Here is an 18,883-nt window from a genome sequence, read left to right as displayed (position 1 = left end):
GATATAATGAAAGAATTTTCACCCCTTATTTCTAAACCTTCGTGGTTCATGACCTGGCTGACCAGAATTTTTGGGGTACTTATATTACTGATCGTGTTTCTGGCAATTCTGGCATTGCCTGCTATACTCTGTAATCACGTAATGATGTTGGTAGCAGTGGGAATACTTTATTATCCTGTTGTAGCGTTTCTGCTTTACCGTTTTTTTCGCTATCAGAAAAAAATAAGAAAGAGAGAGGTGAAGAAAATTGTGGTTGATGACAAAGGAGTTCATTATGAAAGGTTTGACGGCAGTGTAGATGAGGTTTTGTATGCTAATTTAGAAAAATACTGTTTTTCAGATGAATATGATGTAGGTCTCAGCCCCAGAAACAAACAATATATGTTGCAGGTGAATGACAGAGGATATGTAGTAGATGTTGATTTTGAAGGAATGGATGCCGGCTATACTTACTATATAAAAAATCTGAAAGCTTTGCGGAGAAGGTATTTACAGGGAATTGCACACTTCAGACCGGACTTGCGTATAAATCCCTGGATTTATTCTGTATACAGTATCAATCCTGTAGATTTTACATTCGATAGAAAGGAGTATTGGACTTCCATGCTCAAAGTGGGAGGTGTATTGATGCTTGTATGTCTGATATCTGGTTTGGTACTCTATAAATTAGCAACTTAAAAAATAACTATTCTACATAGAGAAACAGTAAAATGTATCCGTTTTTCCTGAATTTGTATCCTGATGGGATAGCCTAAAAAATCTAATTTTACCCCATTATTGAAGCCCTGTAAAAATGAAAACAAAAATACTTAGCATACCGGAGTTTAGCCGTTACCTGAATGTTGACGGGTTAAAAAGTGATGAGCTTCATATTGTGGATTTTCAGGATAAAAAAGATATCAGGCTAAAGTCTGACCCTGTTACAATAGATTTTTATCTCTTAGCAATCAAACCGCCTATGGAGGTTAAGTTTGTTTCCTATCCATTGCTGGAAGATCAGTCAGACTCTTCTTATATGTATGTAGACTGCCCTCAGAATACATTGGAATGGGAAATTGCCCCTCCGTTTTCAGGACTTTGCATTATGATAAATGCTAAATACCTTGAAAGATATGCAAAGGACTACAGTTTTGTTCATTATAATAATCACGAAGCTCTTTTTCTCACCAAAGATGAGGAAACAATTTTATGGGATCTTTTCAGAAAAGCAAACAATGAATTTCAAAAAGAACATTATTCAAGAACAGTAATCATCTCCTATGTTAATTTAATACTGACCTATGTTAAAGATTTTTACGACAGGCAGTTTGATACCAGAAGCACTATCTATCACAAAGTCATAGACGAGTTTTATAAAAACCTGGAAAACTATTTCCGAGAAAACGAAAATATAGCAGGACTGCCTTCTGTCGCTTTTTTTGCCCAAAAAAGTAATCTTTCACCCAATTATTTCGGCGATCTCATTAAACATTTTACCGGTAAATCTCCATTAGATCACATCCATGACCATGTAGTAAAACTGGCTAAAGACAAATTAAAAAATACGACACTTTCTGTAAGTGAAATATCTTATAGCCTTGGCTTCGACTATCCCAATTATTTTGCCAGATTCTTCCGTAAAAAAACAGGATTGTCACCCAAAGTATTCAGAAACCAATAAAAATTATATTAATGTTAAGGGGAATATGTCCTTATACGACAGAGGAAATTATGCAAATGAAGCTGTAGGACAACTGATTCCGTTCTTTAAGGAAAAACTGGTTTAAAAAAAATACTGCTGTACATTTCTTTATATAGCAGTATGAAATTTCCACATTGAATGCTTATATTTATTTTAAAAATCAAATTGGAGACATTTTCTTTTTCAGAAATGATATAATTTGGTTTACAAATAATTCAAAAACAATGGTGGAAGATTTTATTTATTACTTAGGATTGGTTCTGGTGATTATCGGTTCGATAATGCTGGCCAATCGTTTAAAAGTTGCCTATCCTATTATATTGGTGATTGCAGGATTGCTGATCAGTTTCATTCCCGGATTGCCTGCTATAAAGATTGATCCGGAGCTTATATTTATAATTTTTCTACCTCCGCTTTTATATGAAGCTGCGTTTGCGGTTTCGTGGAAGGAAATATGGAAACTGCGGCGCATCATTACCAGTTTTGCCTTTATTGTTGTTTTCCTTACTGCAATATCTGTGGCTTTTGTAGCCAATTCCTATATTCCGGGATTTTCATTAGCCCTGGGTTTTGTGTTGGGAGGAATAGTGTCACCACCTGATGCCGTAAGTGCAGGAGCTATTTTAAAATTTGTAAAGGTTCCTAAAAATGTATCCACTGTTTTAGAAGGCGAAAGTTTATTCAACGACGCTTCCTCTCTGATTATTTTTAGATTTGCCATGGTAGCCGTAGCGACAGGACAGTTTATCTGGCAGGATGCCGTACTAAGTTTTGGATGGATGGTGTTTGGAGGCCTTGGAATAGGTGTTGTACTGGCTTTTATCTTTCTTAAAATTGAAAAAATATTCCCCACCGATGTTAATATGGATGCCATACTCAGTTTAGTAGCACCTTATGTCATGTATATTGCTGCTGAAGAAGTTCATTCTTCCGGTGTGCTGGCAGTCGTAAGTGGCGGACTCTTTCTTTCCGTAAGAAGGCATGAAATTTTCAGAACTTCAGAATCCAGACTGAGAGGCTCCAACGTATGGGAAAGCTTTGTATTCCTGATCAACGGAATTGTTTTTTTGCTGATAGGGCTGGATCTTCCCGAAATTATGATAGGACTGAACAAAGAAGGAATAAGCCTGTCCGAAGCAGTAAGCTATGGATTGTTGGTTACAGCAGTACTGATTATTGTCCGTTTTCTGGCTTCTTTTGGTGCTGTATTTACAACATTGATTATGCGGAATTTCATCAATGTAGCAGACCGGGACCCCGGTATGAAAGCCCCATTTCTAATGGGCTGGACTGGTATGCGGGGGGTGGTTTCACTGGCGGCGGCATTATCTATTCCCGTTGTCATGGAGAACGGGCAGCCTTTTCCTCATCGTGACCTTATCCTGTTTATTACATTTGTGGTCATTTTAGTTACTTTGATCCTTCAGGGATTGACCTTGCCGGCATTGATAAAGAAACTGAATTTATCCGACTCCAATGGAGGATATATGTCTGAAGACGAATCAGAACGTTTTTTGAAAAAAGAAATGCGTAGGGTTGCTTTCAGGTATCTGGATGAAAACTATAAAGAGAGGAGAAATGAAAATGAATACTTCAACAAACTGATGGACCGTTGGGAACAGGAAGACAAAGAAGATTCTGTTCATAAGCTTTCCGGGGAAGCTAAAGAAATCTATTTTGAGACTTTAGAACAACAGCGAATTTGGCTTCGGGAAGAAAACAGACGTAACCCGAATATTGACGAAGAATATATAAGACATTATCTGACAAGATTGGATATGGAAGAGGAGAGACTTAGGATGTAAAAAAAATACAATGAATTTAGTAAAACAACTGGGGCAATTCCCTGATGAAAAAAGAAAAGAATATTTCAGTACACTTTCCAATTATACCCATGGGAAGTTTCAAAATATACTGGTAACACCGGCTTTGTTAGAAGGGGAAAGTATGACCAAAGCACTTCTGGGAAGCCTGTGTAAAATAGAAAATACATCACCCGGAACTGCGCTTCCGTTTGTAGTAACAGATCTTAAAAATCTTCAACCTGACGAAAATATTCTCGTGTGGTTTGGACACAGTTCTTATTTCTTACAGATTGATGGCAAAAAGTTTTTGATAGATCCTGTTTTCAGTGGAAATGCTTCTCCCATGCCCGGATCGATAAAAGCATTTCCGGGAGCAGATTATTATAAACCGGAACATATGCCGAATATAGACTTCCTTATTATTTCCCATGATCATTGGGATCACCTGGATTATAAAACGGTTCAGGCTTTAAAAAATAAAGTAGGAAAGGTAATCTGTGGTTTGGGAACCGGCCAGCATTTTGAATATTGGGGTTGGGCACCGGAGAAAATTGTGGAAAAAAACTGGTGGGAAAGTATTGATATGGCGGAAGGCTTCAGGATTACTCTCACTCCGGCAAGGCATTTCTCCGGAAGACTGCTGAACAGGAATATCTCACTCTGGACTTCCTTTGTATTAAAAACCCCGACTATGAACCTGTTTTTAGGAGGAGACAGTGGCTATGGCAACCATTTTACAGAAATTGGAGAAAAATATGGACCATTCGATTTAGCAGTAATGGAATGTGGACAGTACAATGAAAAATGGCCTTATATTCACTCTTTACCCGAACAGATTATTACAGAAGTGAAAGAGCTGAAAGCAAAAAACTTCATTCCTGTTCATAATTCAAAATTTAAATTAGCACAGCATGCCTGGTATGAACCACTTGAGCAGGTTTCAAAATATGCAGAAGAAAACCGGCAGCCTATTACCCTACCTGCTATGGGTGAGAAAGTGAATTTAAACAACCTGGATAAAACAGATTGGAAGAAATGGTGGGAAAACTATGTCTGATCTTTTCTGTACATCATTAATTAAAATAAAAACCTGCCCATATTGAGCAGGTTCTTCCTTAATTATCAAAAAAATAATCACTACTGAGGTTCACTATGGGTAACCTTAGTGTGTATAATGTCATAGAATACTGCCGGATTAGCTGCATCAGGAATAATTCTGTAGGTAAAAGTAGTCTCATTCAGGATAAGAATATCTACTACTCTTGTAAAAGTAACTGCTCCGGTAGCAGGGTTGATCCCAATAAGAGTTCTCTTCTTTCCGTCAGCAGAAATAGACCATTTCCCCTGAGATCTGAAAACATCATCCAATCCTACAATTTTGAATGTTCCATTGGCTCTGAAATAAGAGTATCCTACATATCCGGCTACGCTGGCATTGGTTAATGCTACATTATTTCCGTCTTTATCTTTAGCACCGGTAGTTTCCCACGGAGTAGAAGCTAAAGTAAGCTGTCCGTTGCCCGGTTCGGCATGAGAAGTTCTTGTATGAATGATGTCATAATAAAGCGATGGATCCGCTGAACTAGGATAGATTCTATAGGTGAATTCATTCTTATTAAGGACAAGAATATCAACATCACGGGTGAAAATAGTAGAGCCGTCCGGATTAAGTGCTGCAATAGTTCTTTTTTTACCTTGCGCATCTACAGACCAGGTTCCTCTTGATCTTAAGATATCATCCAGCCCGTAAATAGCAAATTTTCCATCTGCTTTGAAGTAAGCAAAACCTACATATCCGGCTACGCTGGCATCAGTTAATGCTATATTATTTCCATTTTTATCTTTAGCTCCTGTAGTTTCCCATGGAGTAGAAGACAGTACCTGTGAGGGAGTCTGCTGTTCTATAATAATTTCGTCATCATTATCAGAACATGATACAAAAGATGCTGTTAAAAGCATAGCTGCACACAGATAACATAGTTTTTTCAGTGTATTCATAAGGGTATTTTTTAAGTCTTTGCAAACTTATTCCTAATCAACACCAAAACATTGTATAAAGTATCTCTTTTGTTGTAGGAAATATAACAGATGGATGATAAAGTAAACAAAATGATATTATTGTGGTGTTGCAAAAGATTCTTTTGGAAAAGTTTATAGGTAAAAAACCTTTAAAAATTCTATTTTTGAGTATGAATAACAGAAACCGTGGAAAAAATACAGGTGATGATAACTTGTTCGGTTCAGAAAAGCAACTCGGTAAGCTGAAACTGGCTGTTCAGGATATGCAGTATTTGCTGACAAGAGGTTATGCGGAAAAAGCAGGATCAGAACTTGTAGGTAACAGATATAGATTAAAGACCAGACAAATACAGGCTTTACGCGGTGCATCAGCTTCCGATATGCAGATCCATGAGAGAAATTTAAAACAACTGAAGAGTTCAGAATTAAAAGACAGAATAATTTATCTTGATGGTTTTAATGTATTGATTTTGTTGGAAAGTCTGCTTTCCGAAGCTTATATTTTTGAAGGTGCAGACGGTTGTTTTCGCGACCTTTCCGGAATTCACGGAACTTATAAAAGAGTTAATCAGACGTTGAAAGCTGTAGAACTGGTAGCTTCTTTCTTTCAAAAAAATAAAGTTCAAAAGCTGGTCTGGGTTTTTGACCAACCGGTTTCCAACAGTGGAAGAGTAAAACAGATGGTCCTTGCATTTGCTTCAGAAAACAACCTGAATTGGGAGAGTGAGCTCCAGCTTAATCCAGATAAATTTCTGGCAGAAAGTTCAGAAATTATTATTTCTTCCGATGCATGGATTTTGGATCACTGTAAACAATGGTTTAATCTTATTGGATATCTGATTCAAGAAGAGTCTCTTTCCGTCAATCTTATAAAAACATTGTGAAGAATGGATGGCTTTGAAAAGTATATTCCCTTTATTTCTGATTCCTGGAAAGAAAAACACCAGGCTATTTTAGAAAAAGAATATGTGAAAAATCTGGAGGGAAATATCCGGGCCTATAAAGAAAATAGGCTGGATTGGGATTTGCCTTATTTTACTGAAGAAATAAAAATAAACCGCCATGACATTTTTGATAGGATTATTCGCTTATTGGAAAGCAATAATTCTGATGAGGTTAAAGCAATAAAATTAGAAGAAACTTCCTTTGAAGATTGGCTTATTGTATTGGGGCAAAGGCTTACCCCGGCAAGTATCCGTGATGAGAATGCTATTCCTCCTCTTCAGCATGTATTAATTAATGCATGCGAAGAACCATTCAACAATGAAATAACCATTGCCCAGAGAGCCTGGGAAAAACATACCGGAAGAATGGATGATCATTTTTGGGGCGAAGTCAAAGGCAATAACCAACAGAAGCAGGAGAAGGTAATGAAGAAGATCTGCTATATTCTCGAAAACCAAACCTGGTGGAATGTATTTTTTCATTATAAACACGGTTTGGTCTTTGAAGTCAGGGAAAAAGAAGGCCACGGAATACGATGGAGCCACGGCGGAACAAAACTGATAGGTTTTCTGGAAAAATTTATCAATGAATAATTTTTACTGCGTAAAAAGGTTGCGCTGTTAACGGATAATTTTGCGGAAATTAAATAGCGATTATACCTATTGATGATCATTTTTATTCAATAACCATGAGGAATATTTACAACAAAGGAGATTTCAGAGCTGGAGAAGAGGGTAAGATTTCCTGTGAATTACAGAAATATGGGAATAAAAAATGGCGGAGGACCGAAAAATCTGCTATCGAAGATCAGTTGAAAGAAGAAGTACGTTTCCTGAAGACTAAAAAAGCCCGTAGAAAAACCATATGGGTCAAAATAACAAAAGAAATTAACGGATTGAAGCGCTCTGTTTATAAAAGGTTTTATACAGAAAAAGAATTGAAAGATGCTGTGAAAATCCAATATGTAACAAGATATTTTTATATGAAAAATAATAAAACAAAAAAGAAATGAACACATACATTGATATTGGCATAAATCTTACCAATAAACAGTTCTATAACGAACATGACGAAATTATTAACCGTGCTCTGGATAACGGAGTAGAGCGTATGATTCTCACAGGAACAAGCGTACGTGGAAGTAAAGAATCTGCAGAAATAGCAGAAGACTATCCGGACATTTTATTTTCTACAGCAGGAATCCATCCTCATGATGCTAAATCTTTTAATAACGAAAGCATCAGCGAACTTAGAAAACTTTTACAACAGGAACATGTGATCTCAGTAGGAGAATGCGGGCTGGATTTTGACCGTGATTTCTCCCCAAGACCCGTTCAGGAAAAATGCTATAAGGCTCAGCTTGAGTTGGCCATAGACGTGAATAAACCTCTTTTCCTTCATGAAAGATCAGCATTTAAAAGGTTTAATGATATTACAGACGAATATCTTTCCCAATTACCGGAAGCAGTAGTTCATTGCTTTACCGGAACACTGGATGAAGCAAAAATATATCTCGATAAAGGATTTTACTTAGGCTTTACCGGAGCGATCAGTGATGAAAAACGATTTAAACACCTGGAAGATGTCATCAGATACACACCTTTAGACAGGATGATGATTGAAACAGATGCTCCTTTCATGCTTCCGAAGAATATGCCGAGAATTCAGAACAGGCGGAACGAACCGTCATTTTTACCGTATGTTGCGAAATCCATTGCCTATCTGAAGAAGATGAGTATTTCCGAAGTTGCAGATGAAACCACAGAAGTTGCCAGGAAGTTTTTCAGGCTATAAAAAAGAGCTCTACTGATACAGTAAAGCTCTTTTTTTATTTCTTAAGCGAATTCGCTTTTATAGACTTTTCAATGCTGATTCCAAAGCCAGCTCCATCATTGGATTCAGGGCTTTCTCTCTTTCGTCAGCAGAAATTTTTTCATGCGTTGGGATAATGTCAGTTACCGTAAGGATAGTAGCAGCATTTTTTCCTAAATGCTGAGCATTCGCAAACAATCCGAAAGCTTCCATTTCTACTGCAGGACAATTGTATTTTGTAGCAATAGCAGGAGTTTCAGGATCTTTTCTGTAGAAAATATCACTACTGTGTATATTGATTGCTTTTGCGTGTAATGATAATTCTTTAGAAGTTTCATTAATGGTGTTGAAGATATTTCCCTGGTGAGGAAGAATCTCATCTTCAATTCCCCATGCATATTTAGCATATGTACTTTCGCTGGCTGCATTTTCAATATTCAAAATATCGAAAAGCTTAAGATCTGTATTATAAGCACCACAAGTTCCAATTCTGATGATAGTATCTACCTCATATTCTGTAAACAGTTCAAAAGAATAGATCCCAATACTTGGAAAGCCCATTCCACTTGCCCCTACCGTGATTTCTTTACCCTTATAAAGACCTGTATAATAAAATATACCTCTGGTTTTGCTTACCAGTTTTGCATTTTCTAAATAATTTTCAGCAATATACTGTGCACGAAGCGGATCCCCCGGCTGCAATACTACTTTAGCAATTTCTCCTTTGTTTGCACTGATGTGAATACTCATAATTTTATTTTGACAGATGCAAAGATAATAACTTTTAGATTGTCTGTGACATTACAGGGAGTGAATAACGAAGCCACCTCATGAAAAGATAATGCATAAAATGATATATATAAGTATTTTAAATACGGTTTTGTATACCGTCTGTTGAAAACTTCATATTGAGAGAGCCTGTATTCATTGCAAACCTGAACTTTTAAATGATTTTCAGCCCGTATTTTTGGTAAATACAGAACAAGAATAGAATAACAGAGAGCGGATATTGCAAAGTGAAGCCTGCTAACTTTGCTATACAATAGTAAAATAGAGAAAAATGAAAATTGAACATATTGCCATCTGGGTAAAAGATCTTGAAAAAACCAGAGAATTCTATCAGAAATATTTTGGGGCCGTTTCCAACAAAAAATACCATAATCCTGTTAAAAATTTTGAGTCCTATTTTCTGAGTTTTGATAGTGGCAGCCGTCTTGAAATTATGACCCGTCCCGGTATTAAAGAAAATACAAGCTCTTATGATTCTCAACAGTTTGGGATTGTCCATCTGGCATTTGCTGTCAAAACTAAAGAAAATGTAAATGAACTTACAGAAGTCCTGAGAAAAGATGGTTATATCATTGCCGGAGAACCCAGAACTACAGGTGACGGTTACTATGAAAGTGCTATTCTTGATCCGGAAAACAATATTGTTGAAATAGTAGCCTGATATTGTTATATGGGGGTTGAAATAGAGAAAGCAACATTTAACATCAATCCCCTATTCAAAAGTTTTATTCTCAACGAAATAATTCTATTTTTGTTAGATGATGGAAACCAGGTCACCATTCTTAGATACGATCTTTTTGCTCAGGAAAACTGAATGCATTACCCTTTTCTCAAACTTCCAGGAGATTTCTCCCAAAGAAGCAGCAGAGGCAGGGGATTATTTTGAGACAGAATTTGAAAAGGAAAGGCTTGAATTTTTATCTGGAAGAATGCCATGTGACAGAGCAGCAGCAGTGTGGGCAGGAAAAATACTGTATCACAGTGCTCAGCTTTATCTGATCAGAGAAAATACAGCAAAAAATATTGATCGCCTTATTTTCAAGTTTAAAGAAAAAAAAGATATCTCTTCTGTACTATCTGCGGATTTGTCTTTGAGATTCCTGCCACAGATCATTGTAGCATTGAATACACTGGATCCGGAAGATGTTTTGATTGGGATGCTTGAAGATATTCTGACAGAATTTCATTATTCGGGAATAGGATATGATCTTGATTTGAAGGGTATAAACTGGGAAGAAGAATTAAAAGACAGTACATACCGGAAATTGTATCTCGAAAGAATTCTTGAAAAAAGAGATTATAAACTAGCGGAAATTCCAACGATCAATAAAATGCTTATTGCAGAATTGGGAATGCATAAAGACGCATTCTGGAGAGAACTAAAAATAATAACTGAAGAAAACTAATGACTCAGAATATCAATAAACTTAATACAGTCCTTACCTACGTAAAAGATACTTTTGTAGGTAAAAATGATGTAGTAGATCTACTGGGAATCTGTCTTTTGGCGAGAGAAAATGCTTTTTTATATGGTCCTCCGGGAACTGCAAAATCAGCCATTGTCAGAACATTGTCCAAAACGGTAAAAGATGGAAAAAACTTTGAATATTTATTGACCCGTTTTACAGAACCCAATGAAATCTTCGGACCTTTTGATATCAGAAAATTAAAAGAAGGAGAGCTTCTTACCAATACAGAAGGAATGATGCCGGAAGCGTCCATGGTATTCCTGGATGAGATCTTCAATGCCAATTCCGCTATCCTGAACTCACTGTTGATGGCCCTTAATGAAAAAATATTCAAAAGAGGGAAAGAAACTAAACATTTACCGGCACTGATGTTTGTAGGTGCAAGTAATGTTCTTCCCGAAGATGAAGCATTAAATGCATTATTTGACCGTTTCCTGGTGAGAATCAACGTAGATTATGTAAATCCCGAATTATTACATCAGGTTCTTTTAGCCGGAAGAAAACTTGAAAATGAAGAAGAAACTGAAACTCCCGAAATTCAGGTACATGAGATCAGAGAGCTTCAGAATTTGTGTAAAACAATTGATCTTAGACCCATTTATGAAGTTTATCTGAATACTATTATAAATCTACGAAATACCGGAATTGCCATTTCAGACCGTAGAGCCGTGAAGCTTCAAAACCTGATTGCTGCAAGTGCCCTGATCTGTGGAAGAAATGAAGCCATTCTCTCTGATCTCTGGGTTCTGAAACATATTTGGGATACAGAAGAGCAGATTGAGATCCTGGAAGGAATCATCAACAGGACCATTGAAAAAGATGACCACCCCAATTCTCATCCACAGGCGATGCACAACAAAACGCCCAATCCGGAAGAAGTAATGAAGGATGTGAAAATCCTTACCGATAAATGGAATGGCGGAACACTGAGTTTTGAAGAACAGAATGTAATTAAAGATAAACTGAGATACCTCCAGACCCGTTGTGACTGGATCAGAAATCCCGAACAGAAAGAATATATCCGGCAAGAAATTGAAAGCTTATGGCAGAAGATCCTTCAAAGTGTATAAAAGAATTTTGGGCAGAACTTCCCAGAAGGGATGAAGATTTTCTGGGGTCAATCAGAGACTGGAAAAATGTACTGATTGCAGTGGACGATGAAACGATTTGGCTCAAAGGTTTTACCGATGAACAGGTTATAGCTTCGGAAATTCATCAGTTTCCAGATTTTTTACTGTATGAGCTGCATGATGGTCTTTTATTCCGGAAAGATGCGTTGGTTCCAAGTAAAAAGATGCGCTCTGCTTTACTTTGGACGCCGATAGATAAGGCATTGCGCCTTACATTTCCGGCTTCTAATCAAAATTATTTCGGAATTAGTGAAAAAATTCAGATCCGCTTAAAAGAAAATAATGAAGAACAGCCGGTAATTGCTTTATTAAGCCGAATATCAGATATTAGTGAAAGCATAGCCGGAACAGCAAAATTTAAACTTGAAAGAATAAACTGGACAATCATAGGAGATAAAGCACTGTTCTTAGGAACACCGTTATTAAGCCTTCCGGGAAAAACGTATTGGACAAAAGATAAGCATCTTCTGCCTTCAGGTTTGGATTTTGAGTTTAAAAATATGAGTACATTTTTACAGCAGAAATATAATAAAGAATCAGACGGGTGGCTTTTATGGGATGAAAATGGAAATTATCTTTCCTTAAAGGATACTGATTTCCGTCAGTTGTCTGTCAGCTCATTCCGTCTTACTGAAAAATCAAAAGAATGGAATTAAAGGTATACTTCCAGTCCTATGAAAATTATTTCTGGGAATGGAAAACCGATGAAGATGTTCCCGGAGATTCCGGGTATCATGATCATAACCTGCTCTCTGTCCCGGGAGTGGGAGCCATTGCTTACAGACCCTATGTAATGGAAATCCTGAAAGAGCTGCAGCTGCAGGGATGGCCTCCGTTTGGAGCATTGCTTATGGTTTTATATGCCATGCAGGAAGGATATACCGATTTTGAAACTCCCTTAAAACGTACAGCTGACTTCTACAGTATGGGGAATTTTGAGTTTAATGCAGAAAGAGAAATTGAATTTCTTGAAAAAATAAAATCACTCCCCAAAACTTATAAACAGGGACAAAATAGAATTATACTTTTGCAGATTCTCTTTAAAGATGTACATCACAGGATCTCTTCTGTGAATGCAGAACTTAATCTGAATGCCTATTATAAAAGACCTCACGAACTGGCTTCAAGTGCAGAAAAAAAATATGCCGGACCATCTGTTTTGAATAGAGATTTAAAAGCATTGGATCTCAATGAGAAATTTCCTACCGTTCAGTCTATCATTGATGCAATGAAAGGACTTGTGGAGGAACCTGAACTGGATGATGAACTGGTACAGGAAGAAACAACCTCAGATACAGATAAAGACTTTATTAAGGAATTGGTGGAGGAGCCCAAAACATTTCAGGTAGGAAGCCTTATCAAAAGGATCTGGAGCGGGCTGAAAATTCCGATGCGTCACCTTTCTCCGGGAGAGCAACCCATTGGAGGAATTTCTGATATGACTAATAAAGGCGACTTTCACAGAATGCTTCTTTCAGAATTTGCCAATGAAGATGAAATATTTATGAACCGTGTGGCCAATAATGAGGCTCTTTATATACAAAGAGAAATTCCCCCTGAAGAAAATATTTTTGAGCGGGTAATCCTGATCGACACCTCCCTTAGAAATTGGGGAACCCCAAAAGTGTTGGCTTTTGCTTCAGCTTTGGCAATTATTAAACATCCCAAAGCCCACTCAGAATGCAGGGTTTTTGCCTTGGGACAAGATAGTGTTCCGATGTCGCTCAACAAGATAGAAGAAGTTATTGAAAACCTTAACAAAGTGAGCCCCGTTCTTGAGGTTTCAGAGACACTGGAAAGTTTTTTTAGCGGACAGTATTCTGAAAAAGATATTGAAGTTTTCTTTATTACCCATCAGGAAAATATAAAAGATGAAAAGGTTCAGAGAGTAATCCATGAAAACAGAGAAAAACTCAAATTTCTGGTAACAACCACATCAGACGGCGAGATCAATTTTTATAAACATGATAAAGGAGCAAGAAAACATATTCAGAAAATAAAACTCCCTCTACAGGAATTATGGGCTAATCCGCCACGAAGAAAGCATGTGGCTGAAAATATCAACGGAAAAAAAACAGATCTTCCTCAAAATTATCCTATTTTATTTCCAATGCCTGTTAGCAAGATAGCTCAGTTTTTATATGAAGGGGAATTTTTTGTTTTAAGTTCCAAAAAGCATTTGCTGAAAACCTATCTGTCAGATAACTATTATGACAGACATTCTTATGACTATTATAAAACATTCCATGGCTGTGAGGTTTTATTTGAAAAGATCTCTGTAAAACCAAGAGGACAGTTTGCATTGGCAAAAAATAAACAGCAGCATTTTATCCTGTGTCAATATCAGGCCGATAAAAAATTAATTTCCAAGCTTAACATCAATACAAAAGAATATTCTGAGCAGAATCTCACCGGAATGAATATTGGAGACTCCTATGAACTGCTGTATTTTGGTAAAAGTTTTTATTTGTATCATTCTGCCAATCCAGTTCATTACAAAATAAATATTGATGGAAATGTTTCGCTGGAAGCTATTTCCGGCAAGGAAAAAGAAATAGAAAGAAACAAAGCGAAAGTTGAGGCGGAAGTAGCCAAACTCGATAGAAGTGGATTAAAAATTATCAATAGTTTTAATAAAATAGGAATTAATGAAAATCATAATCTCGTGATTTCAGATAATGAGCTTAGCAGTATCTACGAAAATTCATTAAATCTTAGCAAAAACAGATCTGAAATTAAAATTTTTGCAGAGCAGAATAAAAATAAATTTACCTTTCCCGATGGAAGCGAAATTATTACAGATTCCCGGGGAATACTGACTTTTATAAGCAGTAATAAAAGAATTGAAGAGTTTTTTGTTCCCTCTACAGCATACGGATTTTTATCGTTGGCTACGTATACAGAATTTGGAGGTTCAGAATATTATCTTCCCGAACATGCCTTGTTGAAAGTGAAAACTATGGAAGAAATGTGTTCCCGATTTTTAAAAGCATTTATAGAACAGATCTTGGATTATGGAGCTTAGAATTAAACCTTTTCCGAAAAACAGATATCCTAAAAAAGGGCTTTTAATTAAAGGCTCTTCACCTGTAGTATGGCTTCAGGAAATGGAGATACTTGAGATCAACCTAAATCACGTACAATCTTTTGCTATCCCATCAGATATTCCCAATATACTGTATGGGTGTTTTCTTATTTTTAATGATCAAATTCCACATGAGATTGGGAAAAATGCTTACTTTCAGTCGGTAAATGACAGGTTTTTTATACCTGAAAATACGACCTTTTATCCTAAGATTAATCCGGAAGACTGGGAACATCTGGATTCCCGGCTTATCATTATGCATCCAGAGTTTGGGTTGGTCAAACTATCGGAAGAAATCGATTGGATTACTTTAATTCAGGAACCTGACAAAATAAAGGAAATAATCAGAAAGCCATTAAATGGTGTTCATATTCCTCAGAACATTGAGAGCTATACTGTAGAAATGGATGATGAAAAAATCCTGGAAGCATTACAGCCAAAACAAACTGAAGAAGAATGGATGAAAAACCTGCCTTTTGATCTCAAAAAGGTAATGGCCGGAAATAAAAAAGAAATTGAAAAGTATTTAAAATATATTGAAAAATATCCTGAAAGAGCTATCGAGCTAGGAGTTCCTTTGGATATTATGGGGACTTCCAGAGGAGATGGTTTTGAAAAATTTACCTGGTTTGAAGGTTTATTTGGAAGCTCTGATGGAAAACCTGAAACTAAAAGGGTGAGAAACTCAAGACGGATTTTTTGGGCAGTATTGGTGATTGCTGTTATTTTAAGATTTGCATTGCCATCCGATAAAAATAAGAAAGAACAGGAAGAGACTGGTATTTCTTCAGGAAGTATTGTTACCGATGCAGTCAAAGCCCCTTCAGATATGGTGGCCTTTCAATCCGGAATCTCGGAAATAGATCAGAAAATTGATTCTATATATCAGGAAAAAAGAACAGCCTTATCTAAGGAAGTACGTGTGGCGAGTACAATGATAGCGGCCAAAGAGAAGGAAAGGGAACAGTACAGAAAAGCAGGAGGAAGAAGCCTTAATGAAATCAGTCCTGATATAGACAAGCTTGTTACCAAAGAAAAACAGAGCAGGGATTCTCTCAAAATAGTGTACACCAAGAAGATTAAAAAGCATATTGAAGAGAGAACAGAAAAACTGAAACGGAGGCTTTCAGATTCCCTGAAACAATATAGCAGAGGAGAACCTGTCAATGGAGATGTGGTAAAATACCTGGTCAAGAAGAAACAGGTCCTGATGGCAGATTCTTTAGGACGACTTTATGGTACCATAGATCTCATAGATGCTTCTTCAGCACCTGTTGGAAAATCTAAGGTAAAAGGAGTGGAAGCAGGAGGGAGTAAGCTGGAAGAAAAGGCTCCGGTTTCGGATATTCTTTATCTGATTATTTTTATGATTGGTGCGGTGGGAATCTACCTCTTTATTTTTAAGAAAAAAGCCTTACATCTCGGAGGTGATAATGTACCGGGCTGGATAAAATTTCTTTTAATTGCCATACTTATCACTATGTTGGTATACCTGTTTTATCCGTTAGTGAAAATGTTTGGTTATAACTGGTTTGTATGGGCCCTTATCATTTGTGTTATATTACTTCTTTACCGTCTGTTCAGGGAAGATAAAACCATTTTAAACACTGAAGATGATGAATAAACAGAAATTTATAGACAAATTCATGGCTGCCTTTGTCCTTTTAGTGATGTTTAAGGTGATCGGAATCGTAGCCCAGCTGTTTCATGAAAGTTTCTGGAGTGTGGTGGGTACTTTGGTGATTTTCTTAGTAGTGGCATTTATTATCCTTATTGTAATTGCTGCTTTAAAAGATAAAGAACGTAATGCACAAAACTCAGGAAAAAGAGGTGCAGGTGGAGGAAGCTTTTATCTGGAAAGCTCATTGTTTGACAGAATAAGAAGTAAATATGAAGAACTCGCTGAGAAATATATTGCAGAAAAAGAGTATAAAAAAGCAGCAAGAGTCTACATGAATTTACTTCAGGACAATTACAGAGGAGCAAAAACCCTGGAAGATGGAGCATTTTACAATGAAGCTGCTGCGGTATATCTTAAGAAATTAAACAATAAATCTGATGCTGCCATCTGCTATGAAAAAGCAAAACAATACAAAAAGTCTATTGATCTTTACAAAGAGATGGAGCAGAAGGAGAAGGTAGGTGATCTTTATAAAAAAATTAATGACCTTGAAAATGCCCATACTTATTACCAAATGGTTGCTGATGACTATACAGCCAATAATCAGATGGTAAAGGCTTCTTTGGTCTATCGTAAAAAGATGGAAAATAGAGAAGAGGCACAAAAAGTATTGTTGAAAGGATGGGAAGAAGATAAAGATCCTTTCAACTGCCTGAATAACTATTTTGCCAATATCCATGATGTTCAGAAGCTGGAAACGGAAATTAGGAATTTATATGAAAAGACTCCGGATTATAAAAAGATGACCTACCTGGATGCCATGAAACACGAGTTCAGAAAAGATCCGAAATTACAAACAACAACTAGAAACATTGCTTATCAAATCATTGCCGAAAAAGTGGGAACACGTTCAGAAATTGTAAACGAACTGAAATTTTTCAATCCCGATGATGAGGTGATCCTGAAAGATATCTCCAGATTTAAGACCGGAAGAAATAAGATGTTCAGACATTGAAAGTAAACGTTGCATTTAAAATCCATTAGAAAATAGTATGAATTTTAAAGTCAGTTGTAGCAAAAAAATGAGCGCTCAAAACAACTGTTTTATTACCCCATCCTGTGAAAATTATAAAATAATTACAAAAAAGATTTATCTTTGCCCCAGAAAATTATGACAATACAAAGAGCACATATCAATGCAGAACTATGCGGACGCCCATCTACAAAGGGGTTATTCGGATATGAATGGACGATATGGAATGAGGCAAAATGTGCTGACTTTGGAAATTATTTACTGTAAACCCGTAAAAATTTAATCAAAATACTGCAAAAACGCCTCGATTTTTCGAGGCGTTTTTTGTTTTTTAGGTCAGAAATTATTTAGAATGAAAAAAAATAACCATAAACATGAAAATTTAATAACTAACAATGAAACTTTAATACGATAAAATAGAGTGATAAGCAACCCGGTGAGAGACAGTCATTTAGGTAATTAAGATATCCGCAATATATTGCGGACAGGTATTCCTTATTCTTAAAATACAACATAATTAACTGATTTTCAATGAGTTGATTTGAAAATTTATTTGCGGGTTTCAAAAAATCATATTTACTTTGCAACCGAAAATTGAAAGCAACAGGTTTTCAGAATTTCAAAAAATAATTTAAAAACAAACAAAAAATAAAATGAAACAATTACATAACATATTCAATCTGTATTCAAGAGTATTCGGACAAGAGCCGGTATCTCCTCTGTGTATTATTGATCGTGGAATTGTGGATAAAAGGTGCTTATATACGTGGGTCAGTGAATGATTTCTTACGTTAGAATATATAAAGCACCTCCCGAAAAGAGGTGCTTTTTTTATGGTTTCTTTAGCTTATTTGGTAAAGCGCCGGTCTGTGGAACCGGAGAACAAGGTTCGATCCCCGAAGACACCCAAAATGATCTCATAGCTCAAGTGGTTAGAGTATCGGTCTGATACACCGAAGGTTGAAGGTTCAAGTCCTTCTGAGATTACAAAAACGGTTCCGTAGCTCAACTGGATAGAGCATGGGTTTTCTAAACCCAGGGTTAGAGGTTCGACTCCTTTCGGAATCACAAAGATTCACGGAAAATTTCAGCTCCGACTGTCTCTCGGAAAAGAATTTTGAAGTGAATCTGTAAAACTGGAAAGATAACGGTGGTTGTTTACCCGTCTTGGACGCGGGAGGTCGCAAGTTCGAATCTTGCTTTCCAGACAAAAAAGTGAATAAGTCAATGGTAAACGTTGCTATATAAGTGAATTAAAAAACAACCATAAAGAACACTGACTGTTCACATAGTAAAATGATTTCGTAGCTCAAGTGGTTAGAGTGTCGGTCTGATACACCGAAGGTTGAAGGTTCGAGTCCTTCCGGAATTACAAAAGATTTTGTAGCTCAATGGTAGAGCACCGGTTTGTTAAACCGGAAGTTGAAAGTTCGAGTCTTTCCAGAATCGCAGATAATAAAATGTTAATTGTTTCAGGAGAAAAGTAAAAGTTTG

18 protein-coding genes and 6 tRNA genes are annotated in these 18,883 nt (G+C 36.6%); 22 read left to right on the top strand and 2 right to left on the bottom strand.

Going from position 1 to position 18,883, the window contains the following annotated elements:
• Nucleotides 1-6: 6 nt before the first annotated feature.
• The 4 genes from B8967_RS16435 to B8967_RS16420 all read left to right on the top strand — a co-directional run bounded on the left by B8967_RS16435 (nt 7) and on the right by B8967_RS16420 (nt 4,543).
• On the top strand, nt 7-678 hold the full coding sequence (locus B8967_RS16435; protein ID WP_084086777.1) for a hypothetical protein: 672 nt from the start codon (nt 7-9) through the stop codon (nt 676-678).
• Nucleotides 679-793: 115 nt separating this feature from the next.
• The gene (locus B8967_RS16430) at nt 794-1,660 is read left to right on the top strand and encodes a helix-turn-helix domain-containing protein (RefSeq protein WP_084086776.1); all 867 of its coding nucleotides are present in this window, start codon (nt 794-796) and stop codon (nt 1,658-1,660) included.
• 245 nt (nt 1,661-1,905) lie between these two features.
• A complete protein-coding gene (locus B8967_RS16425) occupies nt 1,906-3,486 on the top strand; it encodes a Na+/H+ antiporter (protein ID WP_084086862.1) in 1,581 nt (526 codons plus the stop codon).
• 10 nt (nt 3,487-3,496) lie between these two features.
• Nucleotides 3,497-4,543 carry an MBL fold metallo-hydrolase gene (locus B8967_RS16420; RefSeq protein WP_084086775.1) on the top strand — a complete coding sequence of 349 codons (1,047 nt, stop codon included), beginning with the start codon at nt 3,497-3,499 and terminating at the stop codon, nt 4,541-4,543.
• Between the two features lie 80 nt (nt 4,544-4,623).
• Here B8967_RS16420 and B8967_RS22685 read toward each other — a convergent pair whose 3' ends face one another.
• Nucleotides 4,624-5,484, bottom strand: coding sequence for a DUF4822 domain-containing protein (locus B8967_RS22685; protein WP_228406233.1), 861 nt, complete (start codon nt 5,482-5,484; stop codon nt 4,624-4,626).
• A 191-nt stretch (nt 5,485-5,675) separates the two neighbouring features.
• Here B8967_RS22685 and B8967_RS16410 point away from each other — a divergent pair, with 191 nt between their 5' ends.
• From B8967_RS16410 to B8967_RS16395, 4 genes are all read left to right on the top strand, one after another.
• A complete protein-coding gene (locus B8967_RS16410) occupies nt 5,676-6,389 on the top strand; it encodes a DUF434 domain-containing protein (protein WP_084086774.1) in 714 nt (237 codons plus the stop codon).
• Between the two features lie 3 nt (nt 6,390-6,392).
• Entirely contained in the window at nt 6,393-7,043 is a 651-nt protein-coding gene (locus B8967_RS16405) for a hypothetical protein (RefSeq protein WP_084086773.1), read from the top strand.
• A gap of 95 nt (nt 7,044-7,138) precedes the next feature.
• On the top strand, nt 7,139-7,462 hold the full coding sequence (locus B8967_RS16400) for a hypothetical protein (protein ID WP_084086772.1): 324 nt from the start codon (nt 7,139-7,141) through the stop codon (nt 7,460-7,462).
• A complete protein-coding gene (locus tag B8967_RS16395; protein WP_084086771.1) occupies nt 7,459-8,244 on the top strand; it encodes a TatD family hydrolase in 786 nt (261 codons plus the stop codon). Before B8967_RS16400 ends, B8967_RS16395 begins: the two co-directional genes overlap by 4 nt.
• 57 nt (nt 8,245-8,301) lie before the next feature.
• Here the strand turns inward: B8967_RS16395 and deoD are convergent, their stop codons facing one another.
• On the bottom strand, nt 8,302-9,012 hold the full coding sequence (gene deoD, locus B8967_RS16390) for a purine-nucleoside phosphorylase (RefSeq protein ID WP_047489445.1): 711 nt from the start codon (nt 9,010-9,012) through the stop codon (nt 8,302-8,304).
• A gap of 310 nt (nt 9,013-9,322) precedes the next feature.
• On the opposite strand from deoD, the gene B8967_RS16385 reads away from it, so the two are divergent.
• The 14 genes from B8967_RS16385 to B8967_RS16325 all read left to right on the top strand — a co-directional run bounded on the left by B8967_RS16385 (nt 9,323) and on the right by B8967_RS16325 (nt 18,838).
• The gene (locus B8967_RS16385; RefSeq protein ID WP_084086770.1) at nt 9,323-9,712 is read left to right on the top strand and encodes a VOC family protein; all 390 of its coding nucleotides are present in this window, start codon (nt 9,323-9,325) and stop codon (nt 9,710-9,712) included.
• Between the two features lie 97 nt (nt 9,713-9,809).
• The gene (locus tag B8967_RS16380; protein WP_228406231.1) at nt 9,810-10,457 is read left to right on the top strand and encodes a hypothetical protein; all 648 of its coding nucleotides are present in this window, start codon (nt 9,810-9,812) and stop codon (nt 10,455-10,457) included.
• Nucleotides 10,457-11,590: an AAA family ATPase gene (locus tag B8967_RS16375; RefSeq protein WP_047489439.1), complete on the top strand. Its 1,134-nt coding sequence runs from the start codon at nt 10,457-10,459 to the stop codon at nt 11,588-11,590. Before B8967_RS16380 ends, B8967_RS16375 begins: the two co-directional genes overlap by 1 nt.
• Nucleotides 11,563-12,306, top strand: a complete 744-nt coding sequence (locus B8967_RS16370; protein ID WP_047489438.1) for a hypothetical protein — start codon at nt 11,563-11,565, stop codon at nt 12,304-12,306. Before B8967_RS16375 ends, B8967_RS16370 begins: the two co-directional genes overlap by 28 nt.
• Complete coding sequence (locus B8967_RS16365; RefSeq protein ID WP_084086769.1) at nt 12,297-14,675, top strand: hypothetical protein; 2,379 nt, start codon at nt 12,297-12,299, stop codon at nt 14,673-14,675. Before B8967_RS16370 ends, B8967_RS16365 begins: the two co-directional genes overlap by 10 nt.
• A complete protein-coding gene (locus tag B8967_RS16360) occupies nt 14,665-16,359 on the top strand; it encodes a hypothetical protein (RefSeq protein WP_047489435.1) in 1,695 nt (564 codons plus the stop codon). Before B8967_RS16365 ends, B8967_RS16360 begins: the two co-directional genes overlap by 11 nt.
• Nucleotides 16,349-17,371, top strand: a complete 1,023-nt coding sequence (locus B8967_RS16355; RefSeq protein ID WP_228406229.1) for a soluble NSF attachment family protein — start codon at nt 16,349-16,351, stop codon at nt 17,369-17,371. The genes B8967_RS16360 and B8967_RS16355 overlap by 11 nt, the downstream gene beginning before the upstream one ends.
• Nucleotides 17,372-17,527: 156 nt before the next feature.
• Complete coding sequence (locus B8967_RS16350) at nt 17,528-17,656, top strand: penicillin-binding protein (RefSeq protein WP_167449355.1); 129 nt, start codon at nt 17,528-17,530, stop codon at nt 17,654-17,656.
• 568 nt (nt 17,657-18,224) lie between these two features.
• Nucleotides 18,225-18,297: transfer RNA gene (locus B8967_RS16345), tRNA-His, on the top strand.
• A 5-nt stretch (nt 18,298-18,302) separates the two neighbouring features.
• Nucleotides 18,303-18,376, top strand: a tRNA-Ile gene (locus B8967_RS16340).
• 7 nt (nt 18,377-18,383) lie between these two features.
• Nucleotides 18,384-18,457 (top strand) — tRNA-Arg (locus B8967_RS16335).
• A gap of 68 nt (nt 18,458-18,525) precedes the next feature.
• Nucleotides 18,526-18,597, top strand: a tRNA-Pro gene (locus B8967_RS22545).
• Nucleotides 18,598-18,687: 90 nt separating this feature from the next.
• A tRNA-Ile gene (locus B8967_RS16330) sits at nt 18,688-18,761 on the top strand.
• 5 nt (nt 18,762-18,766) lie between these two features.
• Nucleotides 18,767-18,838 (top strand) — tRNA-Asn (locus B8967_RS16325).
• Nucleotides 18,839-18,883 lie beyond the last annotated feature (45 nt).

Source organism: Chryseobacterium sp. YR221 (assembly GCF_900176315.1).
Taxonomy (GTDB): Bacteria; Bacteroidota; Bacteroidia; order Flavobacteriales; family Weeksellaceae; genus Chryseobacterium; species Chryseobacterium rhizosphaerae.
This window is presented reverse-complemented; position numbering and strand designations above follow the sequence as displayed.